Source organism: Bacteroides faecis (genome assembly GCF_020091505.1).
GTDB classification, from domain to species: domain Bacteria; phylum Bacteroidota; class Bacteroidia; order Bacteroidales; family Bacteroidaceae; genus Bacteroides; species Bacteroides faecis.
The window spans coordinates 1,774,794-1,799,848 of record NZ_CP081916.1 but is presented as its reverse complement, the minus strand read 5'-3'; the positions used below and the strand labels follow the sequence as shown (position 1 = coordinate 1,799,848).

Here is a 25,055-nt window from a genome sequence, read left to right as displayed (position 1 = left end):
TACAAATCAAATAGGCTGAACCCATAATTGAGTCCAGCCTATTCTATATTCTATACTATATCCTATTTTAAAGGAAGCTTATTTCATTATTCGCCAACGACCTCCAGTTCATCAACGATCAACGTACTATTAGCAGCTCCTCTAAACTTATCACCTTCCTTGCTTGAAGAACAAACGATAGCCAGTTTATACTCTTTAGTACTATCATAAACTTTATCAGGGAAGTATTCAAAAGTAAGTTCAAAAGCAGTCCATGCTTCTTTGTCCGTACCATCTTTCAAACGAGCTTCTGCTACACGATATTCTGAAGTATTGATGTCTACTCCCGTGAGAGTCACATCTTTGCCACTGGCATCTTTAGCCTCATACAATACCGCAGCAATAGAGCACTCATCTACGACATCAAGACCTTCCTCTACCGGTTTTTTAGAACCATCGATATAATTAGTTCCGGCTTTATATTTATATACACCTTTAAATAATTTAGGCTCCTTGTCATAAGCAATACCAAACTTCGTAGATTTTAAAGGCGCAAGCATATTAAGACTGAATACTCCTGTAAATAAAGAACCGGAAGTAATAGGTGCCAAACTACCTAAAGCATGTCCTCTGGAATCCAATGTTACCAATTTGGCAGCTCCACCATTGAAACCTTCAGTTTCTTTCATCACAGGATAGCCAACTTTGACAGCTGAAGATGATCCATTCAGCATTTTAGCACCACCATTAGAAGTAGCTAAGAATCCGGCAGGTTCCGGAGTCCAATAGTTATCATAACTGCTGCCTGCATCAAATTCTGACCATTCATCCAAAGAATATCTCATGATATTCTGAACACCTTCGATAGAAACTGTATATTTTCTTGAGGTCCCGTCTTCTGAAACCACTGTATAGACAACGCTTTTTCCACCGGAGAAATCCTGCGGAACACCACTTGCCGGAGTTACAGTAGCCTTTTCTGATACAGTGACAACAGGCACCAATGCCTTCAAATCATCAGCAGTAGCTTCGTCATTTACCTTAAATGTAATAACACTCTTTTCTTCGTCGATAATCGGTGCTACTGTCACAACCTCATTGTCGATAGTAAAACCTGTTATTTTTGCCTCTGAGTTTTCACTTCCTGACAGTTTAGTTCCTTTATAGTTAACCTTCACCTTCATTCCGCCTTCTACATCTACATCAATTACCATTTCAACAGCATTCTTACCAACTGTACCCGAAACGGATGTATTGCATGAACCCACAACAAGACTCAATGTTTGATTACCAGCAAACTTATAAGTGTCACCGCTTTTTGTCAAAGCACAATTATCGACAGTAATATCACCAATGAGAAGTTCGGAACCCGCAACGGTAATAGTAAAGTTCTTCAATTCCAGCTTAACAGCAGTATCCGAAGCCTTTGAAATATAAACTTTCTGAACCATATCAGAAGTAATAGGAGTAGATACACCCACATAATATACATCCATTGTTCCCTTATATGCACCTGCAAGTTCACTGTCAACCGGATATTTCACGTCATCATCGTCGTCACCACAACTTGTGAATAGACTTACTGAACAAATAAGCATGAACAAATACAACAATCTTTTCTTCATAATCTTCATAGTTAATTATTAATTCTTTTTTATCACATAAAATCATGCAAAGTAAAAGATTTAAATTAACCATCACAAGTGCCATTCTTGGCATTGTATGTTCCATTCTTAATATATTAAATAATGATATTATAAATACGCAGAATTATTAGTCCCAATATTAATATTCCATTCATAAGTAAGAAGAAAAAACGGAAGATTGGCAGCACATAAAAGAACATCTTTTTTTCATACAAAAGCCAAAGCATATTATAATTTGCAGGTCAACATAAGGCACCCTTCTGACGTGCTGGAAAAGACATTATCATAATGTTTATATCGCGTAGTCCGCGTATAGTTCATATAAGCTCCGGTCAGATACACTCCTTTTCGTAGCTTGACATCCAAGCGTAACCCGGTGGCATGAAGAATTGCCGTTGAACGGTCTCCTTGTGCATTCAGCGTTTTCGGATTATAATTTTCCCAATCCATATTGTTAGGATATCCTTTCCAGGTAAACATATGATAGACATCGTAAGTAGTAGATGCCGAAAACTTATCTTTCTTATAGATGAAATTAAACCCGACTTTCGTACTATAACCGCTTGCCAGGTTATAATTGCGCTCCTCCACCCTGTAATAATCACTGAGAGCACCTCCGAGAAGAATCCCATTCAGATGAGCATATCCGTCTATATCCCAACGTTTAAGCAGTTTACGCTTATAGATAAATCCGGCACCAAACGAAGCCGGCGTACAAAACTTATAAGGAGTTTTTGCCGAAACGCTCGATATGGTGTCCGAATCATAGTAGTCAAAATGCTGATAAAGCCCCAAACTCAGATAGTGCTTTTTATTATCGACCAGTTCTCTGCCTGCCAGCCGTCCCACAATATTCAACTGTCCCAATATCGGTTGCGACTTCTGCACATTCAATTTTGCCTTCACAGAGAAATAATCATACGGCTTCCTGTCATCCGCATCAAAACGATCTCCATATTCTACATCCAGTTCGGTGGCAAACCCGACACCCTTATCAAAGATTTCATCTTCCAATTCAAGCGCACGCACTCCCATAGAAATATCCACACTAACATCGGGCACACCAAATTGCTTGCCCGATGTTAAGCGTCTTTTCCAGGCATCTCCGTTGATAATACGGGTAAGACCACGCATAGGAGAAACCACAAACGAGGCAAATTCCAGCCCAAAACGGGAAGCACCGGTCTTCCGGTCATCGAGAATAAGATCGGAAGTTCTATAGAACACTTCGCCCAATGCCATTCCGCCAATCGGTGTCGCTATGATATCGTTGGCAGAAGGATATTCACACTCCATAAACATCTCCCACATGAAACTCCCACCGAAAGCATACAAGCCTGACTGCCAGTAATTATATCCATTCGAGCGGGCGGCATTGAAGTACAGACTGCCATGATAAGGATGCATGAACATATTTGTACCCATGGCATCATTATCCCATACAAAGCCATGCTTAATATTTTCCTTGATTGTATGCATATCGATATAAGCAAAATCCGCTTTCCGGATGTAGCGGTCGAAAGCCCAGACGCCCATATTGACGCCAAACGCCATCGCTCCCGCACGGATTCCTCTCTTTTGAGAATAATAGGAAATATCCAGTGAATCAGCTGCCTTTGGGCTAGCAATCTGATGTCGTATAGCCAGTTGAGGATAGGCTAAACTAGTAAATATCAAAGATATAAACAGGAAAAATACTGACTTCTTCATGCCACAAACATAGATAAAAAAGTCGAGTTTTATATCTTATGACAGGAAGATTCCCTCTAATCGGACAATATTATTCTTTTTTTGACCAATGAGGTTTCTCCCGTTAAACATACAATTTGTATCTTTACACCATCCTTTAAAAAAATGCCAAAATGAATATTGAAGAGTTCAGAGAATACTGCTTATCACTCAATGGCGTCCATGAGAGGATGCCGTTTACCGATGTACCCGACCCATATAGCCGCGACGTACTCTGTTTTTATGTAGCAGATAAATGGTTCTGCTTTGTAAACATCGAAATATTCGACTTCTGCTGTATTAAATGTAATCCGAACGAATCACTGGAATTACAGGCTGCGTATCTGGGCATAAAGCCGGGATGGCACATGAATAAGAAGTATTGGATTAGTGCCTACTTCAATCAGGACGTTCCGGACGAGAAGATACGGGAACTGGTACAGAAATCTTATGATATCGTTGTGAAAGGCTTGCCAAAGAAAGTACGGGAGGAGATTGTCTCAGCAGCCAAAGAATAAAAAAGCCTGTAAATCAAGGATCTACAGGCAATAAAGAATACTCGTACTCGAAGCGGGACTAATATAGTTACATTCAAACATATTAAAACACATTTATAACTACTTATAAAACAACATAATAAGAAATCCAAAAAACAATGCAAAGGTAATAAAATGTAATAGAATAACAAATAATTGCCCGTAAATTTGCCCGTAAAATTAGATATCATTATATTTGCCAGATATAAAAACGGAAGTTATGGCAACATACAGATTTGAGCTTAATGACAAACCTTCAAGAAATGGCAAATATGCCGTTTTCCTCCGTGTGACAGTCAATGGAAAGAGAAAGAAATTCAAAACGCCAGTTGAGGTAAACAGAAAATCTGACTGGAATCCAACCCCAAAAGGGGATAATTGGATAAGACCATCTGAACCTAATTCTAAAGTTTGGAATCAAACATTATCTAAAACCATAGAGAAGGCAAAGAAGACTTACGAAGAACTTGCCAACAATGGAGCAGTTACGTCTGAAAAAGTTATATCTGGAATTAATACAGAATCAAATGTATTTTCATTTATTTCCTTCGCAGAGTCTTTTGCAAAAAGCACCTATGAGTCAGGAGAATACCGAACATACACAAAGTACATCACCCTTCTGAACAAATTAAAATTCTTCATCAATGGAGTAAATCCTGAAAGCATCCTTACTATCCCTCGAAATGGAAAGGAATTAGAAATACATCTGGGTAAACTCAAAAAGGATTTACTTTTCAACGAAATCACTTTGTCTTTTTTAAATAAATTCAAAGCCTACCTTAAGAAAATCCCAAACTCAAAAAACGCTGAACTAACCTTGCATCAGAACACTATAAGCAAGCAGTTTGACAATTTTAAAAGCCTCTACAATAAAGGCAGAATAGAACTCAAAGAGAAAGGACTATCAATTAAAGATAACCCTTTTGACGACTTCGAGTGTGAAACCATTGATACCAATAAAGAAAAGCTAACTTGGGAAGAAATAGAACTATTGAAAAAATTGAGTTTAGAAGAAAATAGCTTAATATGGCATTCTCGCAACTGCTTCCTGCTAGCATTTTATTGTGCAGGAATGAGAGCCGGTGATCTAATTCAGTTAAGAGGAACAAACATACTATATGAGCATGGAGACTGGCGTATTAGTTACCGTATGGATAAAACAGCTACTACAAAAGAGATACTTCTTCTTCCTGAGGCTTTGGAAATAATAACAAAGTACACAGACTTACAAAACCGAACATCCAATTATATATTTCCGCTATTAGATAATAATGCAAACTATGCAAAAGCTATCACGTGGGAAGATAAAGAACGACTACCACATGAAGTAAAGAAACATCTTCTTCAACAAGTCAATAGTAAAAACAGCTTATTAAATAAGTATTTGAATAAAATGGCAGAAATGGCAGGAATTACCAAAAAGATAAGCATGCACATTGCACGGCATTCATTTGCAAACATTGCCAGGCAGAAGAAAGCTAACGTGTACGATATTTCAAAGGCTTTAGGACATTCATCTCTAAAAATAACAGAAGCTTATCTTTCTAAGTTTGATACAACAAGTCAGGATGCAACAATGAAACAAGTATTTGACACCAATAATATTGATGAAGAATTATTAATAAAACAACTTCAGGGGATCGCTCCTGATAAATTAAGGGATATACTTAAAAGAATTGAAAAATAAAAAGATATAGATATGGAAGATGAAGCGAGCAAAAAAATAACAGAACTTGCATTTGAAGCTGCTATAAAACAAGAAGATATACACACTCAAAAAAGAGAAGATATTTTAAGAGTGGAAAAGATAGCAATACCTACAGAACAAAAAACTGAACCAAAGAATTTAAAACTCTTAAATCTCATATCAGAAGGTCACAAAAATGATTTTCTACGCATCTTACTAAAAACTGAATTTGAATCATATTCCGAGAATATTTATCAAGATTTAGCTATAGTAAAATACGGGAACGCTGAATCTTTGTCGGAATCTGCTAGAAAAAATTGCTTAGATTCTTTACAAAAGAAACTAGACATTGCCAATTCTTTGATGATTTTAAGAGCAGATACCAATGGAATAAATATTAGTAATGCCAAACAAAAATACAGACTTCCATCTTTTATAAAAGATCAAATTGAAGCAGAAGTTGAAAAACTATATAGGTTATATGGCTTAGACTTAGTACCCATGTTATACGAGGAAGCTAAAGATATACTAAATACAGCCTTTTCCTACCCTGAATATGACTATAGTGTAGAAGAAGTAACAGGGACAACCAAATGGATATGTGACAATTATGGCGTTTCCTTTAGTGAATTTATGGACCATTTTTATAAAAGCACTCCCCCAGATAATGTAATAGAAACCTTCGCCGAAGAAAATCTAACTGTATGCGAAAATATTACCCTAGAACAAATTCAAACAGTAATCAATGATTTGCAAGAAGGTATAAAAAGATACAATAAAAAAGGGCGTCCTATAAAAAACATACAATCTCATGCGGCATTACTCGTGCTTGAGAAATATGGATTACAGGCAACAAATAAACAACTAAAAACAGCCTATGAATGTTTAGAATACTGGGGATTTATTGAAGATGAGGTAAAAAAGGGGTGGACTAATATCTGTAATAAATATCCTGAAATTCAATATGTAAAAGCATTATTCAAGGAAAGTAAAAAATACAAATTAATTTTTGCTAAGCCATTACCTTTTTAAAACGAAACCTTATAATACCTATAAAAAATGATTAAGAAACTTACAGGAAACAATAAAGTGTATTTCGATTTATGCTTCGGAAATGACAAGCTAATATCCGAAAATATTCTGGGCAATTATATTAAAACATTCCCCAATTATAATTATGAAGAATTTAAAAGGATTACATTCAAAACAGAAATAGAGCCATACACTGCGTTGCTTTGGATGTATATTGCTTTTAACGAGAACAATATAAAAGCCCAACAGCCTATAAGTATAGTAGAAAAGAATATTAAAACCATTAAAAATAATATTGACCTTATACAAGCACTACTTTTCTTTTTTAAGGCAGATATCGAACAAACAACATGTACGCTAAAAGATGCGAAAAACACTTGTAAAATCACGAGTTGCGTATACATTGAAGATATTAAATCTAGTTTGTTAAAACGGTTCAAAGAAACTGGATTGCAGTTTTCTAAATATACATTTGATGAAGCTAAAGAAATCTTATTAAATAAGCGAGACATCACTTGGATCCAACAATATTGCAAACAACGTATCGTTAATTATGAGTTTTTCACTTCTGAATCAGAAGAAATCAATTGGGAAAATCCCAAAGAATACGTAACAAACGACATTATTGAAGATTATGCCTACAGCCATACAATCGAAAGAGAAATATCCAGAGAACTTTTACTGGATAGATTGCAATGTTTAAAAAACAGATTAAAAACTAGACCTGGTGCACGACGGAAAAACAACCGAGTAGCAAAATTAGCAATAAGGCTATATTATCTTGCTAATTTAGAGGAATTTATCTTTAGTAATAAGGAAAATGATATTAGTAAAATGAAACTAAAAAATTCTCACTGTAGACTTATTTATGAATGTCTAAGGCATTTCAATTTAATAGATGATATTGATAGCCAACGAAATAGTACTACACCAGAATCATACATAAAAGCACTAATAAACAATTATCACAAACAAGCAAACGCAAACAAAGATTACGCTAAAGATAGGATTAACTCCTACAAGTTAAACAACAAGGAATTTTCTCCTTTTTAAGAACTAGAATAAAATACATCTCATTTTATCCCTAATTTATTCCAAAAATAGAATAAATTAGGGATGCACTTTTTGCATTTATATTCCACAAACAACTGAAATAAAGGAAATTACATTATATTACATTTGCATCACAGCAATCAGAATTAAGTTTTAACCTGTAAATATATGATGCAAATGGTAAATGAAAGTAATGCACCGGCCCCCCTCTCAATGGCGGTAGTTCCACAATCTTTTCTTAATGGATTGATGGACGAAGTAAGAGAAGTAAAAAGCCTTCTTCAAAAGAAATCAGAAGAAGAAGTTAATAGCCAATGGATAGAATCCACCCAAGTAAGAAAAAGACTTGGAATATCGGCTAAAACTTGGCAAACCTATCGAGATGAAAGAAGAATCCCTTTCAGCCAGTTCGGGCGAAAAATCTATGTGAAACGTGCCGACTTAGAGAAATTCATGGAGGATCACTACATAGATACCACTAAATAAGAAAGGGGCATGACTATGAAAGAAAAGAAAAAGGCAGCCTCCACGACTGCCAATCTCCTCCACGACAGGAGCAAAGATAACAAATCATCTCGAATAATCCAACAGGTACGATCTATTTTCTTATCTGGCCGGAAAGTAACGGCAAGAGAAATCAACGCTGAAACAAATTCGAATGACGCCAGACGTGTAATCTCCACCCTTCGTAATGATGAAGGCTGGAACATTAAAGACGTTCGTCTGGACGATAGAAGAAAGCTATATTGGTTAGAGCCGGACCGGCAAATGCCTATTGATTGGAAAGGAGGCACAAAATGAATAGAAAGTCTTTTGTTATACACTGTGATATAGAGGACCAATTAGATTTACTCACTAACGAGCAAGTAGGAACTTTATTTCGTTCAGTAGTGAGATATGCTAGTGATGAAGAAGAGATATCCAGTAATGACGGTATGGTCAAACTTCTTTTTTCGGTAATAAAGAAACAAATAGACCGGGACACAGAAAAGTATAAAGCAGTTTGTGAACGCAGAAGAGAAGCCGGAAGTAAAGGAGGTAAGCAAAAGGTAGCAAATGCTAAGCAAAACGTAGCAAACGTAGCAAATGCTAGCAAATGCGAACAAAACGTAGCAAACGTAGCTGATAGTGATAATGATAGTGATAATGATAGTGATAGTGTCTCTCTATATAAGAGAGAGAGTGTGAGAGAGGGAGCGAATAAAGTTTTCGATCTTCAATCAATCAAAGAGCAACTATTATCCGACCAAACATGGAAAGAATCTGTCTGTATGCAATCTACTTTAGGCGTATCTTTCATTTCTATGCTTCCCGACCAGTTAGATAAGTTCATAGCTTATATCGTTTCAATCGGAGAAGAACGGAGTATATCGAATATATCGGATGCAAAGAGAAGGTTTACTTATTGGTGGCAGAATCACGGAAGAAAGGAGGTACAGGATGAAAACAAACAAGTCTATATTGTCCCCAATTAAAGGAATGCCACATACACCCGAAGCAGAACAGGCTGTTATCGGTTCACTTCTTAGCTTTGGCGGTGACAAGGTATTCGATGCCATATCTCCCGAATTGAACAAAGATATGTTTTATGATAACCGGTATGCTGTATTGTATGATGCTATCCAGTCGCTTTATGCAAACAATAAACCGTGTGACATAGTATCAGTATCAAATGAAATCCGTTCAATGGGTAAGATTGACGAAGTGCCACTCCATTTCATCGCAGAAACTTCCAATTATGGATATGATTCATTTCATGTTGTAGAGCATGCCCTGATGGTAAAGCAGAAATACCTGCAACGGAAGGTCATTGAATTATCCCATATACTCCAACAACAAGCCTATGACGACACGGAAGATATCGGCGATATCCTTTTCAATGCAGGGAAAGCCTTAGAGCAAATGCAGCAGGATTTAATCGGGCAAAGTGAATCCCAGTCATTTAAAGACATTGCACAATCCGCATTAAAAAACATAGAGAGGAAGATGGGGATGTATAGCAGCGGGCAGCAGACAGGGATAACAACCGGATTACAGGACCTTAACGATATGAATTCCGGTTGGCATGGTGGCGAGTTGATAGTATTGGCTGCACGTCCGGCCATGGGAAAAACTGCTGTTTCTCTACATTTTGGAAAGTCAGCAGCTAGACAAGGTATTCCGGTAGTCATTTTCTCTTTAGAAATGGATTCTGTCAGCCTGTATGAACGTTTCATTGCTTCAGAATCCAATGTACACCCCAGCAAATTAAGGTCCGGAAATATAAGCCAAGATGAGCTACTGCAAATAGATAAGGCAATAGGAGGAACTTTATACAGCTTACCGATAACAATAAACGATAATGCAGCTATAGGTATGAGTTACATCCGTGCGATGTGTCGTTCATATCATCAGCAAAATAACTGTGGGATGGTGATAATAGACTATCTACAGCTGATAACTGAGAGCTCAAATGGGACAAGAAACAGAGAACAGGAAATAGCCCGGATGTCCCGGGAAGCAAAGATTATCGCTAAAGAATTGAATGTACCTGTTATCCTTCTGTCACAGCTCAACCGGGAAGTAGACAAGCGGACAGATAAGAAACCTATTCTTGCTGATCTTCGGGAGTCAGGAGCCATTGAGCAGGATGCGGACATGGTTATTTTTGTTCATCGCCCGGAATATTACGGGATTAGTATAAAAGATTCATCCGGACATGAGATTTACAACTATGGTGAATTGATTATAGCCAAGCATCGAAACGGTTCTGTCGGAACTGTCAAATTCAAACACAACGGTTCCCTTACAAAGATATTCGACTACGATACGAAAGGTTATACAGAAAACAATCCTTTCTAATGAACATTGATTTTATTGTCTAAGTATTTAGTAGATTGAGAAAGATGAAAGTAATAATAGATCATAATCCGCACATTGCACTATCAGACCTAAAAGAGCTGTTCAGGCTTTCTGAAGGATCGGCAAGTTTTACTGCCAATGGAGTGCAATACACTATCGTTTTTTCGCTAGAGAAACAAATATGTGTCTTTCTATGGGAGTATAATGGGAAGAAAAAGCAGGAGAAGATAGAGTTAAGAAAAGAGCCCAGTAATTTAGGACAGGGCTATGTGTGGTATTTTGTTTGTCCATACACAAGGCGCAAATGTCGCAAACTATTTTTAGACGAAAATATCATAGCAAGCCGGTACGCATTTAATCATGTCTATAGTGTCCAAATGGAAAATAAGCAAAATATATTCTTCCGCAAGTTAGGCAAGTTGGATGATCCTCGCAAGAAGTACGGGAAACCATTATACCGTGGGAAAATAACACTCTACGGTAAAAAAATACAGAAGTACAGGAAAAGACAGCAAATCATCAATGAAAACATAGGGAAGTATATTCCTTCATTCATGTTCAATAAAACAAAGAAAAATCTATGAAACTAAGAGAATATCAAAATAACATCGCTATCCAGGCGGCCAATAAACTAACAGCTTTCGGATGCTGCTACCTATCGATGGAATGCCGGACAGGGAAAACGCTCACGGCTTTATATGCCGCTGATAAATTCAACGCAAAAAGAGTTTTATTCATCACCAAGCTAAAAGCCATCCCCAGCGTAAAAAACGACTATATCGCATTACAACCATCTTTTAAGCTGGAAGTTGTCAATTTTGAAAGCAGCCACAAGGTGACAGGAAAGTACGACCTTGTGATAATTGATGAGGCCCATTCACTGGGAGCATATCCCAAGCCAAGCAAGCGTACACAGGAGATAAGGACCATTTGCGAAGGTTTGCCCGTGCTTTATTTGTCCGGCACACCTTCACCCGAAAGCTATTCACAACTGTATCACCAATTCTGGGTATGCAGCAAATCACCGTGGAAAAGCTATAAAAGTTTCTATAAATGGGCGAAAGAGTACGTATACACACGGCAGAAGAGAGTAAACGGGTATCTCATAAACGACTACTCATGCGCCAACAAACCAAAGATAGACAATGATACTAGAAACCTGTTTATCTCTTACTCCCAAGAACAGGCGGGATTTGAGGTGAATATCAACGAGCACATATTGCAGGTACAGATGGAAGACAGGACCAGAGAATATATCAGGAGATTACAAAACGATTTGGTTGTAGACATCAGCTGCTATACTGTTCTAGGAGATTCACCGGCAAAGCTTTTGACTAAATTACATCAACTATCTTCCGGAAGTGTAATTTCCGAAAATGGTGAGCATTTGATATTTGACAGCAGTAAGGCGGATTTTGTGAAGAGCTATTTTAAAGACCGGAAAATTGCATTGTTTTACGTGTACCAATCCGAAGCGGAGTTATTGCAGTCTGTCTTCCCGAACTGGACGGACAGCCCGGAAGAGTTTCAAGTCTCATCAAACAAAGTCTTCATATCGCAAGTTCGCCGGGCACGTGAAGGTGTGAGACTTGATACAGCAGATGCTTTGATTTTCTTTAATCTCGAATTTAGTTATCTATCATACGAGCAAGGCAAGAACCGTCTAGTTTCAAAAGAACGTACCAGCCCGGCAGACGTTTACTTTCTTTGCTCTGACTGCGGGATTGAAAGCAAGATACTGGAAGCGGTACATGGAAAAGAATCATTCACTGCCTCGTATTACTTCAAACGTCAAAACAAAAGTAGATGATATGGCAGAACTAGAAAGCAAGATACAAAGCCGGATCATCAAACGGTTAGAGGCAGAAGGTTATTATGTGGTTAAATTGATTCTCACGAATAAACCGGGTATTCCTGACCTGTTATGCCTAAAAAACGGGAAGGCGTTGTTTATCGAGGTGAAAAGACCGAAAGAAAAGCCCAGACCTTTACAAGAATACCGGATGAATGAATTGAGAAACCTAGGGTTTGAATGTGAAGTAAGAAGAGAATGAACTATCGAAATTTGACAAGCAAAATATATTCAGCCCCAATAAAGCGAGCGAAAACCACTTTCACCTGTCAGATGAGCAAGAGTACCAAAAAGAATAGATTATCATTTTCGCTCACCTTAAAATGAGCGAGAGCAACATTTAAAAGTTATGGAAGCAATTAAAGAATTAAAGAAAGAGTTCATTAAGAACAAAGAGCGATTTATCCAAATCGGATATAATCCCCAAACTGAAGTTTACTTATACAAGCGTATATTTCCAGGAGGAGCAATCGTTTATGAAGTGTTCAAACGCAAGATAAATAAACGGTTTAACTGTGTTAGCTATCCCAATAACAATGCCTTTGGTTTTTGGGCTTTGACATTCCCAAAAGATGAGCAAGCGAGATATTATTTAGATAATGGGTTTATAAAAACCTCGTAGGCTTATTTAAAAAAGAACCATTTAAGCAAACGCTCATCAAACGAGGAAAAGTATTACTGGATAGGCATTTGTCTAACGGTTTCAAAAGAATTAGATAACAAACATTTTATTAACAATTAAAATTTTATAAGTTATGAAACAGAAAGAGTTTTTCGGAAAAGGAGAAAAACATGTTTATGTAAGAAAAGGTGATAAAGGTGAAATCCTTGTGACCAAAACAAAGCACGAGGAACTCATAACGGAAGAGAACACCGTACACCTTGATGCGGAAGAAGCCCGTAAACTTGGGATTCAGTTACTAAAGCTGGGAACCGAACCACTTGAAGGTGAATATGAATTGAAAACCGACATGGAAACTATTTCTGTCTGCCAAAGGATTAATCCAGACGATACACCGTGCAATACCGCTTGCATTGTGATTAACAAAAACGAGGATGCTAGGGAATTTTGGGAGAACAACGGACTGGAACCGAATTTCGACATAGAAGGAGAATCCCTTGAAAAACTGATTGCGTTATTGGCAAAGATTGTATAACTAATACCGGGTAGGTCTGCTTCGGATGATCTACCCGGCATAAATCAAAATAGAAGTTATAAACTAAAATTAAAAAGCTATGAATGAAATTAAGAAAGAAGGACTGGAGAGAGTTCTCAAACGCCACGAAGATAATGTTGATAATATACAGGCTATTGTAAGCCGCATGACTGAAACAGGATTTACTATTTCAACCAAAGAGCTTGATGACTTGGCCGGTGTATGTGCCTTGCTCACTAAACAAGCGGAAGAGATGGCGAAAAAAGATGCTTCTCGAATAAAAATTGCCTTTAAACGTGAAGAGGATTATAAAGAGACTTTAGAACGTTTGCAAACTTGTATATCCGAGAACGCACATGAACTAAGAAAAGCTCTTTTGTACCATACAGCAAAGCCGTTAGATGTTGATGCCTACGAGATGTTGGGCAATAATGTAGTATTTTCCCAGAAATGGGCAGAACGGAAAGCACAGGAGTTTATGATCTCTCCTACAATAGCCCGTACCCATGCAACAAAACTTATCAACGATGTTAAGGAGACCATTAATAATTTGAACGCTTTTGTTGCCGATAACCCCTGCTTTGGGAAAGGTATTACGACTTCACATGACTCCCGAAGATGTTTGTGCTGGTTGGACGATGAAGGAGAGTTGCATGAGGACAAAGAAGCATACGAATTTATTTAAAGAATTATCATTATGACTACAGAAGAAAGACAAAATTTTGACGCTTTCCAAAGAAAGTTACAGGAAAGCCCAGCGAACCGATTAGGCTTCTTTGCGAGTGTGGAAGGAATAGAAAAGCCTCAACCGGCAAATAATCCGTTTGACAAATGGAAACGGGATGCAGAGTATGAGAATCAGGCGATCTGCAAACATCTTGGTATTGAATACCACAAAGAGGATTTTACAGTATCAGACAAGGAACTAGCCCGTAACTGGGCACAGGGATTGCCAGACGCATAATATTAGATAATCCCGGGCAGGGATGCTCTATTGATTCTCTGCCCGGTTTACTAAAGTAGTAAAAAGTAGTAATATGGCAGGAAGAAAGAAAAATGATGGTAGAGGACGACTTGGTGGAAGAATTGCCGGTACACCAAACAAGGTTACTACAGATCTAAAAACATGGATCGCTGAAATCTTAGATGGCGGCCGTGATAAATTCGTTCAATCAATGGGGCGTTTAACTCCGCAAGAGTATATCAAGGTTTACACTGGACTTTTGAATTATGCCTTACCTAAACAACAGGCTATAAATGTAGAATCTCAGACAGAAGCGGAGTACAAGCAGCTTGAAAAACTTATAGATACCGCTCCTGATGAGTTTGTTGATAGAATAGCAGAAAAGATTTTAAAGCTACAGGAGGGAAATAGAGATGAATGAGAACCGTAATAAACTAAAAGCTGCAATAAGAGGCTTAAATCCTATCTATTGTATTTGGTATTATGTCAAAGACGGAGTAATAAATATCTTTTCTGGCTGTAAATCTTATCCTGAAAGCAAAGATGAAAAAGGCTTTATTCTCCCTTGTATAAACCGTGCAGAAACTCGTTCAGATGAAGAAGTTATAGCAGCCTACGAGAAAAGGAAGAGAGGTACGTCATGAGAAATAACAGGAAGTTCTTGCTTCAAATAGCTCGGGGAAAACAACCTAAAGATTTGCAACACTTTTATTCTGTTTATGTGGTAGTAAATGGAGAAAGAACCTTACGTGAAAGAAAGGAGATCAATTTTGATCATGATATAAATATTGAAGTAATAACAAGTAGTGCCGATCTACTCAAAATGCAAGGATCGGACGTAAAACGAGAATATCATGTATAAAGAAGAAAAAAAGTTAAATCCATCTGTCCTTATAGACTGGTTAAACAAAGGTAAAGTAGACGCTAAAGCATTGTTTACCTACTTTGACAAGGAAGGGAAAGAGATACCGTATGAAGAACGGGAAAACGCTTATACAACTCATATCTCTTTATCCTTTGATATATCATTAATAGGATACGAAAAAATTAAATAAAGGTGAGTATGATTATAAGACTATCAAAGCCAAAACAAAAAACAAGCCTTGCAGATATATTCCGATTATAAAAGTGATTCTCAATCACCTTCTATATGAAGCGAAAGCTATTAATAAGGCAATAAAAATTGTAATACAGATGTTTTAAAATAAATCATTTGCTATTGTCGGGTATAATATTTAATTTTGAATAAATCTAAATAAAGAGCGTATGAAGCTATACGCAACCGTTGCCAGTCGTTCGGGGTTTCTATTTTGGGACCCCCTTTTTTATGCCTTCTATTAGCTTTTTCATTTAAAATCACATCAAGAATAAGCTCAAAAACAAGGATAAGATTAGGATAAGGGTAAAACAAAAAGTAGCAAGGTTTTGACAAGGATAATTAAGCAAATCACGGCAAGATTACGGCAAGGGTAGTTTGATAAACAACCCAAAGGTTACTCAAAGGAAAATCTAAATCCGTAAATTCTACATATGCAAATTCCGGAAAGCTGATACGAATATTGTTTGTAGCAGGTTCAATGATAGCAATAACAGGCCGTAATGATTAGCGGGCGCAAAATTGCGCTCGTTGAATATGTCTTCTCGCTCCTCATTTTCGGGGAATGACTAAGACGGAAAAGTATTCCGTTCAGCGAGTTTTAATACCGCCAAAAATGGCATTATCTCCTTTGCCATTTCGGACAAGCGAGTTACAGTAAGTTTATATTCATTTGCTGGCCTGTCGTTTTTAGGGTTTTCGCCAAAATTGTTGGAAACTTGATTACCAGCGATGAGCAAAGATGCGCAGCAAGTTTTAAGGAAAAATCCTCAAAACCGGTTCGTGTGCGGACTGGTTAAAGTAAAATAACCTATCCGTTTTTTGCCGGAGTGTTTTCCGCATTTTTGAGGAAAACTTGATAATCAAAATAATATAAAAGGTGGTTATTCTCACCTTTAAATATGGTTTGGGCACACATTTTAAATACCCGGAATTCCGGGTATTTACTTGCAGCTCGTGAATATCATGCTCCATAATTTTGTGGAGCAAGAAATGTTTTGCGTTTGATAATTAGACATAGGGATCAGTAAATTGCCGATGCCCTACATCTGGCGGAGGATACCTGAATCCAAATTTGGATTGACGTGCTTAACTACCTGCCTATCTGTTGAGCATAAATTTCGGCTGAAACAAACAGTTTCGCTCTGACAGGCTTTTGCACGTCGAATAATCAAATGCTCATTCAATGAAAGATCGTTGAAATTTGAGCAAATATGAAGGCTTAAACAAAGGTGCTAAAATCGCACTTTAAAGGTAATTGTGAGTTACGGTTTAAATACGGTTTGAACACGTATTTTAAATACAGGAATTATCGTGTTTCGCCTTATTGCCTGAAGATGAAAAGCTGACCCAAACATTGTTTGTATCAGGTCAAAGAAGATTATCAATGCGACGGAAATTTCTGCCCACATGAAAAGGGTAGCCGGATTTTCGGTATACCCCTTCAAATTGCGAATGATATTGTGGAGGCTTCCACAAAATTGTGGGCGTTGACTCCCTTTATTATTCAACAGCATATTTACAGCACCTTAAATAATAATCACTTAAATTATTGATATTGACTATTATAGTACTTTTCATTTGTATAATTCTACAAGTGAAATACAATGCGAAATTAGCCTACCTTTAGTTTCTTATTGCCCTGGAATAAAGAATAATACTTTTTTCTAGCATTAGCCTTTTCTTCATCTCTCACTCGCTTTCGTTCCGAATCAATTCTTTTCGCCGATATTGCATCTACTAGCTCATTTACATTTTTCATCTTAGTACTTACGTAAGTTCTTCTATTTAATCCTATTTCTGTCACCATATTACGATCTTGAATTATATTTAATAGCTTATTATATTGACGTTTGGTAGTATATTTATCATATACTCTTTTTAAAGTCTCATCCTTTAGTAACAACTCCAGTTCCTCCTGGTTTATCGCTCCAAACATCCTACATTTTATCATTTCCGATGTTGTCTGGGCGAAATCCTTATCTCCAATTATAGATGAAATCCCCATGTACATAGCCCACATTGCACGATCATCTGCCGTCATGGTATCTTTTAGCTTATAGAGATTACTCATAACTTCCCCGTTCAATAGAACAAAAGAACATTTGTTTAAATCATACCTCATTTTATACTTTTCTACAGTACTAAGTGTATATTTTACTGTATTCGTTTTCAAGTTCAACATGTAAAACACTTGGCGTACTCTATACCATTCTAAAACCAGATCGTAAAATGATGGATTCTCTTTACTATAATCATTCAGATATTCAATCTCTAACTCTGGGGCAAAGTTCTCATTATCAAAGCCGTTATAATCCTCATCATAAGGGAATTTATCCATTTTATCGTATTCCTGTAGTAGTTTATCGGGTAATTCCTCTATTGACCTATAGATACAATAAACAAAGTCTTTGAGAGCATTACTTTCTATTATGTCAATCTTTCGAGACGTACAAAAGATTCCAATATCGTACATATCATTGATTGCTTCTTTTTCGTAGATCATACCTCTCAATAGCGATAGAGGTATTAGGATAAAAGGATTTTTATTCATATCTTTGTTTCGGTATTAACAAGAGGACATTCCGTCGTGATGATGTGGTGTCCTCTTTCTGTTTTATAATTGCAAAGGTAAAGAACAGTTTTTCTTATTCAAAAACAGAATAATAAATAGATGTTAAAAATGTACCTCTTAAATAAATGCGTACCTATGCATGTACCTATGTGCGTACCTATACACGTTCCTCATTAATAACTATATTTTTATAACTATATTGCTAATAACTATTTTTTAAGGTTACATCATCAATTAAAAATTGACGATGTCCCCATCTAATAAAACATGATGGCGAACAAAAAACAGATAAATCAAGGGGGTAGATATTAAAAGCCCGTACATAGTTTGCCGACTTGTACGGGCGTTCTCTTTATTTCTTCTCTGGCTTAATAAACCCGATCGGATTACGTGGCTTATTCTCCATCCTCTTTTGCGCCTGAAGCTCGGCCAACGTCTGGTTGATTAGTTCCAGTTGCATCCGGGTATCGTCGTTTATGTCGTTATAGTCGGCAAATACTTCCTCTATGTATTCCTTTAGCTCTTTAACTTCTTTCTCAATGTTGCCTAACCGGTCTACGGGTGGATTTACTAGCATTTGCCGGACAGCGACAAAGGCACGCATTATATTGATATTTACCTGTATAGCTATATCTGAATTAAGAACACCGGAAAGCATGGCTAAGCCCTGTTCTGTAAAAGCAAAAGGAAGTTTGCGAGTGCCACCCCAACTTGATATCACAAATTGTGATTTCAAGATAGCCCACTCATCTGAAGTTAATTGAAACATGAAATCAGAAGGAAACCTTTTCATATTTCGTTTTACCGCTTGATTGAGCACACGGGTTTCCACTTGGTACAATGCTGCCAAATCGAAGTCAAGCATTACCTTTTGCTCTCTTATCTCGTATATTTTACTTTGGATTAACTCTAGCTGGTTCATGGCTATTCTACTTTAATATTAATATCCTTTCCACAGTGAGGGCAAGTGAGAGAGAGACCGTCTTTCTTACCTACAATTTCATCTTTTGATACTAACAACTCCCATATTTCTACACCTAAAGCGTCGGCAATCTTTTCCAACGTAGTGTATGATGGTTTTCCGGCTACAATTTGAGCAAGCCCTACAGTGCTCATACCCAACTTTTCGGCAAACTCTCTTTGAGTATAACCTTTTTCTTTTATTACTTCTTTTATCCTCATAAGTATATCCTTTAATATTTGTAGTGCAAATATAAGTGAATAGTTTATTTATTATAGTATTTACTTTAATAATAGATGTTAAATATAAGTATTTTCTTTATTTATTTTACAGATTATTAAAGTAAATACTATATCTTTGTAACATCAAAAAGGAAATAAAGTAATAACAACTAAAAAATAAAGATTATGAAACGGATATATAGTAAAGACATAAAAGCAATGAAGTTAACAGAAGATGAAATGTGTTGGGCAAAAGATGTTTTTGATGACATTAACAAAAATGGTGTTGATAATAGTCTTAGATATTATCTACGTACAGACCATTATGACATAAAAGATAAAACTTCTATGCTCAAAAAAGCACTCAAATACTTAGCTAAAAAGTATCTTAAAGAAATAGAGGCATATGACCAATGTTCATTCTGGGAAATGAGTTGTTATGTAGCCGATATACTTTGTGTTTCTCCATGTGAGTTGCAACGTTGGTATCGTGGAATGAAATATGAAGATAAATCAATATATATCGCAGAAACCTTTGGTCTTGATACTTTTGGAATTTATGAAAACAGATAATACATCCAGCAAAATAAGTTTAACCAGCAGGGCGAAAGCCCTGCGTAATATCTCCCATCAATGAAACGCTATAACTTATCCCAAATAATGAAATCAGCTTGGCGCTCTTACAAACGTGCCGGCAACGAAAGGACATTCTCCGAATGCTTGAAATCAGCTTGGAATCTTGCTAAGTTGCAAGAATATTGCTCACCGGAAGCGGTTAAAGCTAGAACGGATCAGTTCTTGGCGGAAAGACATGAAGCCATGAGCAACGCTGCTAAGGCTACAATGGATAAAGGGTACAATAATAAGAGTATACCGGCATCGGCTTACTATACGCCTAGTACTGGAAGATACGGTGCTCATTACGTAGGAGATTAGATTATTAACCGGATGGGATCGTAAATCGCTACCCCATCATAAAATATAGACTATGACAGAAATAAAGGTTTATAAGCTCCAAGAGAGCAAGCAGGTAGAGGATATTACCACCATGCTAAAGATAGAAGGGATAAAGCATAATGTATTCGAATACGAAGAGTACACAGCAATAGAAGTGACCGGCACGCCATTAGAGATAATAAGAGCCTCCACGATATACCAACAGGCTATAGCCTTTAAACTATAACGAGATGGAGATATTAATAGTATTTGGATGCTTATACACAGGCTATAGGATATTCAGGAATAAGGGCGAACACTTCTTTGATATTTAATCAATCATGAACGCTACACTGATTATTTGTATCATCCTTCTTGCTTTTTGCATCTGGGATGAAATGTTTAACAATAACAACAGGAATCAATCAATATAATATAACTTTAATAACAATGGAAACAATTAATTTACAAGATTTAATCACTGAGAAAAATGCAGAATTACAAGAGTTCATCAAAGAACAAATGAGGAAAGCCCGAAAGCAGGAAAGATATAGCCGGAAACTCGTACAGGAATACGACAGAAAATATAACGCCAATATACACTGATATTATGTACACATCATTAGAAGACGAAATGAGAGCTGTTCTCGATACCATGAAGAGACAGAATAAAGAGATCAGAAGGCTTATTTTAAAGGAGGACGGTATGAAGGTAATAAGATGCACCGGAAAGTCACAAAGTCCGAAATTTGACCTCAGAAAGCTTAACAAAAGAAGTAAATAACCATCAAGACTATATCAACTATGGACTTATACGAAATTTTATTGCAAAGACTTGTATTTCTGACTGATGAATACTTGCAGTTAAAGGAAAGAGTTAAGGAATTGGAGAATGAAGCGAAAATTAAGAAATCGACTGCTCCGAGAATTGTGAAAATGAGAATAGAGAAAGCAAAATAATAAAGCTATGACAGATACATTGTTTGACATCAAAACACTTATAGAATCAAATAAAATACTCCGTGGCAAACTGAAAGAAGCGCAAAGGCGCATAGATGAGTTAGAGGGGAGAATTACCCCCGTAATGAAGTGCAACGTTATTAGCCACGATTTCACAAAAAAGGGCTTTCCAAAAGCAAAATAGATAAGTCAGGGGATTTCGGTCCGACACTGAAGTTGACGCCATCAACAAAGCTACCCCGGTAACAATACGGTTGCCGGGCTTACATTTAAAAGAATCCGATTATGAATAATCCTCCGTTGGGATGAACTAGAGAGAGAAGATAGGGCAAAAGAAAATGTCCTACCTGGACCTGGTCCGACAGATTCCGGAGCAGCTCATACGATACATGAGCTTATCGAGTGGGTAGGCGCTTTGCAAAGGTTAGGTGGAGCTGATAAAGCCGCAACGCTGGGAGTAATGAAGAAGATAGCGGAAGAACAGGGTTTGCCAATGATTGATATACCCGTTCCTACAGAGAACAGCCAGTCAAAACGGCCAATCATTGAGAAGATTACACCATCCCCTGCAAAAGAGGAAGATAAATGCAAGCTAGTACGCAAAGCATACACTTTGACGGACCTATTAAAGAGCTACGGGAAAAAGTACACGGCAGCACAATTCAACCAGTTACTGATAGAAAAAGGCTTCATGGAGATTCTATACAGAAACGGGGAACCATACAAAGCAATATCCTTAAAAGGGTTGAAGTACGGAGTAAATAGCATACGCACTGACTATCCGGACACATTACTACCTGTTTGGTATAGCGATACTTTCCCAAAGCTTGTAGAATTGATAGAAGAGCCAGACCCGTATTGGTAGAAATTTGTATCTTTGCGATCTATGGAAATAGGGACGGCTGTCAACGCAATACAGAGAGAACGTTACACAAAAGGTTTTCGTATTGTTGTATGATAGTCGTCCTACTTTGTACAGTCAATGCTTTCTTATATCTTTGTAGTCGAAATCATGAACTATTTTTTGAGTTGGTGCAAACTAAATCAATTCATTTATCGATATTTTATGCTTGTTTTGTGTTTGTATATTTATGCTGTCTCGTCGTGAGATGAGGCAGCATTTCTTGTTTTACCTGCCTTTCTTTCTGGGATTGTGATTTTAAGGTGAGCGAAAATGATAATCCATTCTTTTGGGCACTCTTGCTCATCTGACAGGTGAAAGTGGTTTTCGCTCGCTTTATTTGGGCTGAAAACCTTATTTGCTCTTTCGCTCGCACTCTCTCACACTTGCACTCTCGACCAAATGAGAGAGAGTAAGAGAGAGAGTATCACTTACACTATCACTTACAGTTGACGTCCGTAAACGACTTTCAACGGTCGTTGCATCTTGTTTGCGTTTTTCAGCACTTCTCTTTCCTGATGATAGTTTATTCGTCCTGTGCAAGAAAACCGTTTAGGTGCAAACAAAATACGAAAACGAGCGTTATTACAAAAAAAGTGGTATCGATTCTCACGTTATAGTATAAACATACTATTGCTTTTATGTTTTACGGCATGTTTTAGACCTCAAAACAGAGAAAATATAAGCGAATAGAATAAAATAAGATAAAATGAGATAAAGAAAACGATAGAAACACACTATATTTGTACCAGATTAAAATATTATATTATGGCATATAAGGCATTAGACATCGCAAATAAAATTATATCCAAAACAGATTTGGAACACGGTGATACTATATCAAATCTGAAATTGCAGAAGATGCTGTATTACCAGCAAGGGTTCCATTTGGCATATTTTGGAACGCCATTGTTTGACGAAGATATTGTTGCCTGGCAATATGGTCCGGTTGTTCCTTCTGTGTATAAGGAATACAAGTCATTTGAATCTAACTCTATATCAACGTCAGAGGAGGGTATATCTTTGTCAGATGACGAAGAAGAACTTTTCAACAATGTTTATGAGGAATATAATCAATTTTCCGCTGTTGCTTTGATGAAAATGACACATGAAGAATCCCCATGGAAAACTACAGAAATAAATTCTGTTATAAGTAGGGATAAAATGGCGGCATTTTTCAAAACACAAATTGAAGCGTAATAAATGGGTAGTAAGTTTAAGTTAAAACGCAAAGATGTAAAGCCCAATTTAAAAGATAAAGAGGTTGATGCGAGAAGCAAAGAGCCTCTTTTCTGCTTTAAGTACTTGGATATGAAAACCTCTTTAAAGGGATGCGACAATAGTGTATTTAAAGATTTTGTGACGAGAATACAAAAGTTGTGTAGTCTTACTTGGAAAGACATTAATGTGTCCGGGAGACATCAGTACGGTTTTGAAATGATACCGATTAAACAGTTGAAACCGACATCACTTCCTTCAATAATAACAGAGGACATTAAAGAGCTTGCCGTATTCAGATATGGCGGGGATAATAAACCATTCGTTTGTCTAATAATGGACTGTGTGATATATCCTATATTTATAGAAGCAAAATTCGGGGACATATACAACCACGGAAGTAAATAATTCTTTTGATTACATGAAATATTTGCATTCTTATGAGACAAGACCGAATACAAGCATTAATTGAAATAGTCTTATACATAATCAACAGAACAGGAGGAGTTGATTACCAACGCCTGTTTATGATACTATACTTCGGTAATCAAAGAAACCTTCTGGAATGGGGATTCCCAATGATAGATGACAAGTTTTGTGCTTTTCCGCATGGTCCTGCACCAATAGAATTATACAACGCAATCAAAGGGGATAAAACGGTTTTGTCAGGTCTAAAAGACAGTGTTTATATCTCCCAATACTATTTGTTGCCAAAGCGTCAAGCAAACAGAGACTATCTTTCCGTATCCGATATAGAAATACTGGAGGACTGCGTTGCAAGATACGGGAGTATAAGTTTCGCTGAGTTAGAAGCTGTTTCATACCCTGACTGTTGGAAGGTTGCTAGAGAGAACTCGGAAAGTTTTCTTATAGAAACTGCTGACATTGCCCGGGATGGTGGTGCAAATGAAAAACTTATTGAATATATTAATGACATGATTGGATTTGACGAATTAATGGTATAATTCTTTGTTAACCTATATGTACACCGTCGTGATGACAGGAGTACTCACAAGGTTGGGCCCTGTTTTCTATAGGGCTAACCGAAAACATTTTTATTTAACATTATCGGGATATTTCATCGTGATGATGAGATATCCTTTTTTATAAATGCCACCATTTCCGGCAAAATACCCTAAGATTACCCTAATGTGAATTGCTTAATAACGGCAAGATTACGGCAAGGATAAAACAAAAAATGGTAAGGTTTTGATAAGGGTAAAATGCATGTTTTGACAATCCTCATGACCTATAATTCCAAATAGCCGTTATTTGGAACTGATACACTACAAAGATTTTTCCGTAGTCATTCGCACGTATGAAAGATATGCTTAAAATTCCGATTTTTCCGATGCTATAAAAAAGGGGAAAGAAATAACCATGAAGATTTTTTGTCGGTCATTACACGTGTAGAAAAAGAGCCCACTTTTTACTTTTGCCCGTAATATGCCCGTAGTAAAAGAAAAAATCCCCGCAAGTATATCACTTACAGGGAATTAATAAAGAATACTCGTACTCGAAGCGGGACTTGAACCCGCACAGCCGCAATGGCCAAAGGATTTTAAGTCCTTCGTGTCTACCATTCCACCATTCGAGCATCCTTTCAAAGAGAGCGGAAAACGAGACTCGAACTCGCGACCCTAACCTTGGCAAGGTTATGCTCTACCAACTGAGCTATTTCCGCGTTTTTTCAACGGGTGCAAAGATAAGGA

Annotated in this window: 32 protein-coding genes and 2 tRNA genes; 27 read left to right on the top strand and 7 right to left on the bottom strand. The window is 37.0% G+C overall.

Translation table 11 applies throughout. The annotated features are described in order from the left end of the window. Window positions 1–86 precede the first annotated feature (86 nt). Together K6V30_RS07235 and K6V30_RS07230 are read right to left on the bottom strand one after the other, a co-directional pair. Window positions 87–1,604 carry a PCMD domain-containing protein gene (locus K6V30_RS07235; RefSeq protein ID WP_081030780.1) on the bottom strand — a complete coding sequence of 506 codons (1,518 nt, stop codon included), beginning with the start codon at window positions 1,602–1,604 and terminating at the stop codon, window positions 87–89. A 249-nt stretch (window positions 1,605–1,853) separates the two neighbouring features. Further along, window positions 1,854–3,335 carry a DUF3943 domain-containing protein gene (locus K6V30_RS07230; RefSeq protein WP_055269149.1) on the bottom strand — a complete coding sequence of 494 codons (1,482 nt, stop codon included), beginning with the start codon at window positions 3,333–3,335 and terminating at the stop codon, window positions 1,854–1,856. 152 nt (window positions 3,336–3,487) lie between these two features. Here K6V30_RS07230 and K6V30_RS07225 point away from each other — a divergent pair, with 152 nt between their 5' ends. From K6V30_RS07225 to K6V30_RS07140, 18 genes are all read left to right on the top strand, one after another. After that, window positions 3,488–3,871, top strand: a complete 384-nt coding sequence (locus K6V30_RS07225; RefSeq protein WP_010536392.1) for an MmcQ/YjbR family DNA-binding protein — start codon at window positions 3,488–3,490, stop codon at window positions 3,869–3,871. A 238-nt stretch (window positions 3,872–4,109) separates the two neighbouring features. After that, on the top strand, window positions 4,110–5,576 hold the full coding sequence (locus K6V30_RS07220) for a site-specific integrase (protein WP_055269148.1): 1,467 nt from the start codon (window positions 4,110–4,112) through the stop codon (window positions 5,574–5,576). Between the two features lie 12 nt (window positions 5,577–5,588). After that, window positions 5,589–6,608, top strand: coding sequence for a hypothetical protein (locus K6V30_RS07215; RefSeq protein ID WP_055269147.1), 1,020 nt, complete (start codon window positions 5,589–5,591; stop codon window positions 6,606–6,608). A 27-nt stretch (window positions 6,609–6,635) separates the two neighbouring features. Continuing rightward, window positions 6,636–7,661, top strand: a complete 1,026-nt coding sequence (locus K6V30_RS07210; protein WP_055269146.1) for a hypothetical protein — start codon at window positions 6,636–6,638, stop codon at window positions 7,659–7,661. A gap of 168 nt (window positions 7,662–7,829) precedes the next feature. Then, complete coding sequence (locus K6V30_RS07205) at window positions 7,830–8,147, top strand: helix-turn-helix domain-containing protein (RefSeq protein ID WP_224207270.1); 318 nt, start codon at window positions 7,830–7,832, stop codon at window positions 8,145–8,147. A 9-nt stretch (window positions 8,148–8,156) separates the two neighbouring features. After that, window positions 8,157–8,462 carry an AbrB family transcriptional regulator gene (locus K6V30_RS07200; RefSeq protein WP_055269145.1) on the top strand — a complete coding sequence of 102 codons (306 nt, stop codon included), beginning with the start codon at window positions 8,157–8,159 and terminating at the stop codon, window positions 8,460–8,462. After that, entirely contained in the window at window positions 8,459–9,136 is a 678-nt protein-coding gene (locus K6V30_RS07195; RefSeq protein WP_055269144.1) for a DUF6291 domain-containing protein, read from the top strand. The genes K6V30_RS07200 and K6V30_RS07195 overlap by 4 nt, the downstream gene beginning before the upstream one ends. Beyond that, window positions 9,102–10,502 carry a replicative DNA helicase gene (gene dnaB / locus K6V30_RS07190; RefSeq protein ID WP_055269143.1) on the top strand — a complete coding sequence of 467 codons (1,401 nt, stop codon included), beginning with the start codon at window positions 9,102–9,104 and terminating at the stop codon, window positions 10,500–10,502. The genes K6V30_RS07195 and dnaB overlap by 35 nt, the downstream gene beginning before the upstream one ends. A gap of 44 nt (window positions 10,503–10,546) precedes the next feature. After that, a complete protein-coding gene (locus tag K6V30_RS07185; RefSeq protein ID WP_055269142.1) occupies window positions 10,547–11,086 on the top strand; it encodes a hypothetical protein in 540 nt (179 codons plus the stop codon). Next, complete coding sequence (locus tag K6V30_RS07180; protein WP_055269141.1) at window positions 11,083–12,312, top strand: DEAD/DEAH box helicase; 1,230 nt, start codon at window positions 11,083–11,085, stop codon at window positions 12,310–12,312. The genes K6V30_RS07185 and K6V30_RS07180 overlap by 4 nt, the downstream gene beginning before the upstream one ends. Then, complete coding sequence (locus K6V30_RS07175) at window positions 12,254–12,556, top strand: VRR-NUC domain-containing protein (protein ID WP_220388365.1); 303 nt, start codon at window positions 12,254–12,256, stop codon at window positions 12,554–12,556. Before K6V30_RS07180 ends, K6V30_RS07175 begins: the two co-directional genes overlap by 59 nt. A 147-nt stretch (window positions 12,557–12,703) precedes the next feature. Further along, window positions 12,704–12,976, top strand: a complete 273-nt coding sequence (locus tag K6V30_RS07170) for a hypothetical protein (RefSeq protein ID WP_055269139.1) — start codon at window positions 12,704–12,706, stop codon at window positions 12,974–12,976. A gap of 133 nt (window positions 12,977–13,109) precedes the next feature. Next, entirely contained in the window at window positions 13,110–13,511 is a 402-nt protein-coding gene (locus K6V30_RS07165; RefSeq protein ID WP_055269138.1) for a hypothetical protein, read from the top strand. 79 nt (window positions 13,512–13,590) lie between these two features. Continuing rightward, window positions 13,591–14,196: a hypothetical protein gene (locus tag K6V30_RS07160; RefSeq protein ID WP_055269137.1), complete on the top strand. Its 606-nt coding sequence runs from the start codon at window positions 13,591–13,593 to the stop codon at window positions 14,194–14,196. Between the two features lie 12 nt (window positions 14,197–14,208). Further along, window positions 14,209–14,475: a hypothetical protein gene (locus tag K6V30_RS07155; RefSeq protein ID WP_010538139.1), complete on the top strand. Its 267-nt coding sequence runs from the start codon at window positions 14,209–14,211 to the stop codon at window positions 14,473–14,475. 73 nt (window positions 14,476–14,548) lie between these two features. Further along, complete coding sequence (locus K6V30_RS07150; protein WP_055269136.1) at window positions 14,549–14,896, top strand: hypothetical protein; 348 nt, start codon at window positions 14,549–14,551, stop codon at window positions 14,894–14,896. After that, entirely contained in the window at window positions 14,889–15,119 is a 231-nt protein-coding gene (locus tag K6V30_RS07145; protein WP_055269135.1) for a hypothetical protein, read from the top strand. Before K6V30_RS07150 ends, K6V30_RS07145 begins: the two co-directional genes overlap by 8 nt. A 210-nt stretch (window positions 15,120–15,329) precedes the next feature. Further along, window positions 15,330–15,530 carry a hypothetical protein gene (locus tag K6V30_RS07140; protein WP_055269133.1) on the top strand — a complete coding sequence of 67 codons (201 nt, stop codon included), beginning with the start codon at window positions 15,330–15,332 and terminating at the stop codon, window positions 15,528–15,530. A 1,656-nt stretch (window positions 15,531–17,186) separates the two neighbouring features. Here K6V30_RS07140 and K6V30_RS07135 read toward each other — a convergent pair. The 3 genes from K6V30_RS07135 to K6V30_RS07125 all read right to left on the bottom strand — a co-directional run bounded on the left by K6V30_RS07135 (window position 17,187) and on the right by K6V30_RS07125 (window position 19,328). Next, complete coding sequence (locus tag K6V30_RS07135) at window positions 17,187–18,125, bottom strand: hypothetical protein (protein ID WP_055269132.1); 939 nt, start codon at window positions 18,123–18,125, stop codon at window positions 17,187–17,189. 373 nt (window positions 18,126–18,498) lie between these two features. After that, entirely contained in the window at window positions 18,499–19,068 is a 570-nt protein-coding gene (locus tag K6V30_RS07130; protein ID WP_055269131.1) for an ORF6N domain-containing protein, read from the bottom strand. 2 nt (window positions 19,069–19,070) lie between these two features. Then, entirely contained in the window at window positions 19,071–19,328 is a 258-nt protein-coding gene (locus K6V30_RS07125) for a helix-turn-helix domain-containing protein (RefSeq protein WP_055269130.1), read from the bottom strand. Between the two features lie 186 nt (window positions 19,329–19,514). Between K6V30_RS07125 and K6V30_RS07120 the strand changes: the two genes are divergently transcribed. The 9 genes from K6V30_RS07120 to K6V30_RS07080 all read left to right on the top strand — a co-directional run bounded on the left by K6V30_RS07120 (window position 19,515) and on the right by K6V30_RS07080 (window position 24,308). Next, a complete protein-coding gene (locus K6V30_RS07120) occupies window positions 19,515–19,901 on the top strand; it encodes a hypothetical protein (protein ID WP_055269129.1) in 387 nt (128 codons plus the stop codon). A gap of 60 nt (window positions 19,902–19,961) precedes the next feature. Further along, window positions 19,962–20,264 carry a hypothetical protein gene (locus K6V30_RS07115; protein WP_172680454.1) on the top strand — a complete coding sequence of 101 codons (303 nt, stop codon included), beginning with the start codon at window positions 19,962–19,964 and terminating at the stop codon, window positions 20,262–20,264. A gap of 52 nt (window positions 20,265–20,316) precedes the next feature. Beyond that, window positions 20,317–20,511: a hypothetical protein gene (locus K6V30_RS07110; protein ID WP_055269127.1), complete on the top strand. Its 195-nt coding sequence runs from the start codon at window positions 20,317–20,319 to the stop codon at window positions 20,509–20,511. 203 nt (window positions 20,512–20,714) lie between these two features. Beyond that, complete coding sequence (locus tag K6V30_RS07105) at window positions 20,715–20,870, top strand: hypothetical protein (protein ID WP_168166751.1); 156 nt, start codon at window positions 20,715–20,717, stop codon at window positions 20,868–20,870. 361 nt (window positions 20,871–21,231) lie between these two features. Continuing rightward, a complete protein-coding gene (locus K6V30_RS07100; protein WP_155520378.1) occupies window positions 21,232–21,408 on the top strand; it encodes a hypothetical protein in 177 nt (58 codons plus the stop codon). Window positions 21,409–21,684: 276 nt separating this feature from the next. Then, window positions 21,685–22,089, top strand: a complete 405-nt coding sequence (locus K6V30_RS07095) for a hypothetical protein (protein ID WP_168166752.1) — start codon at window positions 21,685–21,687, stop codon at window positions 22,087–22,089. Between the two features lie 804 nt (window positions 22,090–22,893). Further along, the gene (locus K6V30_RS07090; RefSeq protein WP_055269125.1) at window positions 22,894–23,325 is read left to right on the top strand and encodes a Panacea domain-containing protein; all 432 of its coding nucleotides are present in this window, start codon (window positions 22,894–22,896) and stop codon (window positions 23,323–23,325) included. Window positions 23,326–23,328: 3 nt separating this feature from the next. Beyond that, window positions 23,329–23,751, top strand: coding sequence for a hypothetical protein (locus tag K6V30_RS07085; protein ID WP_055269124.1), 423 nt, complete (start codon window positions 23,329–23,331; stop codon window positions 23,749–23,751). A 32-nt stretch (window positions 23,752–23,783) separates the two neighbouring features. Beyond that, window positions 23,784–24,308, top strand: a complete 525-nt coding sequence (locus K6V30_RS07080) for a Panacea domain-containing protein (protein WP_055269123.1) — start codon at window positions 23,784–23,786, stop codon at window positions 24,306–24,308. Between the two features lie 548 nt (window positions 24,309–24,856). On the opposite strand, the gene K6V30_RS07075 is transcribed toward K6V30_RS07080, so the two are convergent. Beyond that, window positions 24,857–24,940, bottom strand: a tRNA-Leu gene (locus tag K6V30_RS07075). A gap of 14 nt (window positions 24,941–24,954) precedes the next feature. Further along, window positions 24,955–25,027, bottom strand: a tRNA-Gly gene (locus K6V30_RS07070). Window positions 25,028–25,055 lie beyond the last annotated feature (28 nt).

What these genes read in the sequence shown, in the direction of transcription:
- K6V30_RS07235 (WP_081030780.1), bottom strand. Translation starts at nt 1,604, where the DNA reads ATGAAGAAAAGATTGTTGTATTTGTTCATGCTTATTTGTTCAGTAAGT.
- K6V30_RS07230 (WP_055269149.1), bottom strand. Translation starts at nt 3,335, where the DNA reads ATGAAGAAGTCAGTATTTTTCCTGTTTATATCTTTGATATTTACTAGT.
- K6V30_RS07225 (WP_010536392.1), top strand. Translation starts at nt 3,488, where the DNA reads ATGAATATTGAAGAGTTCAGAGAATACTGCTTATCACTCAATGGCGTC.
- K6V30_RS07220 (WP_055269148.1), top strand. Translation starts at nt 4,110, where the DNA reads ATGGCAACATACAGATTTGAGCTTAATGACAAACCTTCAAGAAATGGC.
- K6V30_RS07215 (WP_055269147.1), top strand. Translation starts at nt 5,589, where the DNA reads ATGGAAGATGAAGCGAGCAAAAAAATAACAGAACTTGCATTTGAAGCT.
- K6V30_RS07210 (WP_055269146.1), top strand. Translation starts at nt 6,636, where the DNA reads ATGATTAAGAAACTTACAGGAAACAATAAAGTGTATTTCGATTTATGC.
- K6V30_RS07205 (WP_224207270.1), top strand. Translation starts at nt 7,830, where the DNA reads ATGATGCAAATGGTAAATGAAAGTAATGCACCGGCCCCCCTCTCAATG.
- K6V30_RS07200 (WP_055269145.1), top strand. Translation starts at nt 8,157, where the DNA reads ATGACTATGAAAGAAAAGAAAAAGGCAGCCTCCACGACTGCCAATCTC.
- K6V30_RS07195 (WP_055269144.1), top strand. Translation starts at nt 8,459, where the DNA reads ATGAATAGAAAGTCTTTTGTTATACACTGTGATATAGAGGACCAATTA.
- dnaB (WP_055269143.1), top strand. Translation starts at nt 9,102, where the DNA reads ATGAAAACAAACAAGTCTATATTGTCCCCAATTAAAGGAATGCCACAT.
- K6V30_RS07185 (WP_055269142.1), top strand. Translation starts at nt 10,547, where the DNA reads ATGAAAGTAATAATAGATCATAATCCGCACATTGCACTATCAGACCTA.
- K6V30_RS07180 (WP_055269141.1), top strand. Translation starts at nt 11,083, where the DNA reads ATGAAACTAAGAGAATATCAAAATAACATCGCTATCCAGGCGGCCAAT.
- K6V30_RS07175 (WP_220388365.1), top strand. Translation starts at nt 12,254, where the DNA reads ATGGAAAAGAATCATTCACTGCCTCGTATTACTTCAAACGTCAAAACA.
- K6V30_RS07170 (WP_055269139.1), top strand. Translation starts at nt 12,704, where the DNA reads ATGGAAGCAATTAAAGAATTAAAGAAAGAGTTCATTAAGAACAAAGAG.
- K6V30_RS07165 (WP_055269138.1), top strand. Translation starts at nt 13,110, where the DNA reads ATGAAACAGAAAGAGTTTTTCGGAAAAGGAGAAAAACATGTTTATGTA.
- K6V30_RS07160 (WP_055269137.1), top strand. Translation starts at nt 13,591, where the DNA reads ATGAATGAAATTAAGAAAGAAGGACTGGAGAGAGTTCTCAAACGCCAC.
- K6V30_RS07155 (WP_010538139.1), top strand. Translation starts at nt 14,209, where the DNA reads ATGACTACAGAAGAAAGACAAAATTTTGACGCTTTCCAAAGAAAGTTA.
- K6V30_RS07150 (WP_055269136.1), top strand. Translation starts at nt 14,549, where the DNA reads ATGGCAGGAAGAAAGAAAAATGATGGTAGAGGACGACTTGGTGGAAGA.
- K6V30_RS07145 (WP_055269135.1), top strand. Translation starts at nt 14,889, where the DNA reads ATGAATGAGAACCGTAATAAACTAAAAGCTGCAATAAGAGGCTTAAAT.
- K6V30_RS07140 (WP_055269133.1), top strand. Translation starts at nt 15,330, where the DNA reads ATGTATAAAGAAGAAAAAAAGTTAAATCCATCTGTCCTTATAGACTGG.
- K6V30_RS07135 (WP_055269132.1), bottom strand. Translation starts at nt 18,125, where the DNA reads ATGAATAAAAATCCTTTTATCCTAATACCTCTATCGCTATTGAGAGGT.
- K6V30_RS07130 (WP_055269131.1), bottom strand. Translation starts at nt 19,068, where the DNA reads ATGAACCAGCTAGAGTTAATCCAAAGTAAAATATACGAGATAAGAGAG.
- K6V30_RS07125 (WP_055269130.1), bottom strand. Translation starts at nt 19,328, where the DNA reads ATGAGGATAAAAGAAGTAATAAAAGAAAAAGGTTATACTCAAAGAGAG.
- K6V30_RS07120 (WP_055269129.1), top strand. Translation starts at nt 19,515, where the DNA reads ATGAAACGGATATATAGTAAAGACATAAAAGCAATGAAGTTAACAGAA.
- K6V30_RS07115 (WP_172680454.1), top strand. Translation starts at nt 19,962, where the DNA reads ATGAAACGCTATAACTTATCCCAAATAATGAAATCAGCTTGGCGCTCT.
- K6V30_RS07110 (WP_055269127.1), top strand. Translation starts at nt 20,317, where the DNA reads ATGACAGAAATAAAGGTTTATAAGCTCCAAGAGAGCAAGCAGGTAGAG.
- K6V30_RS07105 (WP_168166751.1), top strand. Translation starts at nt 20,715, where the DNA reads ATGGAAACAATTAATTTACAAGATTTAATCACTGAGAAAAATGCAGAA.
- K6V30_RS07100 (WP_155520378.1), top strand. Translation starts at nt 21,232, where the DNA reads ATGACAGATACATTGTTTGACATCAAAACACTTATAGAATCAAATAAA.
- K6V30_RS07095 (WP_168166752.1), top strand. Translation starts at nt 21,685, where the DNA reads ATGAAGAAGATAGCGGAAGAACAGGGTTTGCCAATGATTGATATACCC.
- K6V30_RS07090 (WP_055269125.1), top strand. Translation starts at nt 22,894, where the DNA reads ATGGCATATAAGGCATTAGACATCGCAAATAAAATTATATCCAAAACA.
- K6V30_RS07085 (WP_055269124.1), top strand. Translation starts at nt 23,329, where the DNA reads ATGGGTAGTAAGTTTAAGTTAAAACGCAAAGATGTAAAGCCCAATTTA.
- K6V30_RS07080 (WP_055269123.1), top strand. Translation starts at nt 23,784, where the DNA reads ATGAGACAAGACCGAATACAAGCATTAATTGAAATAGTCTTATACATA.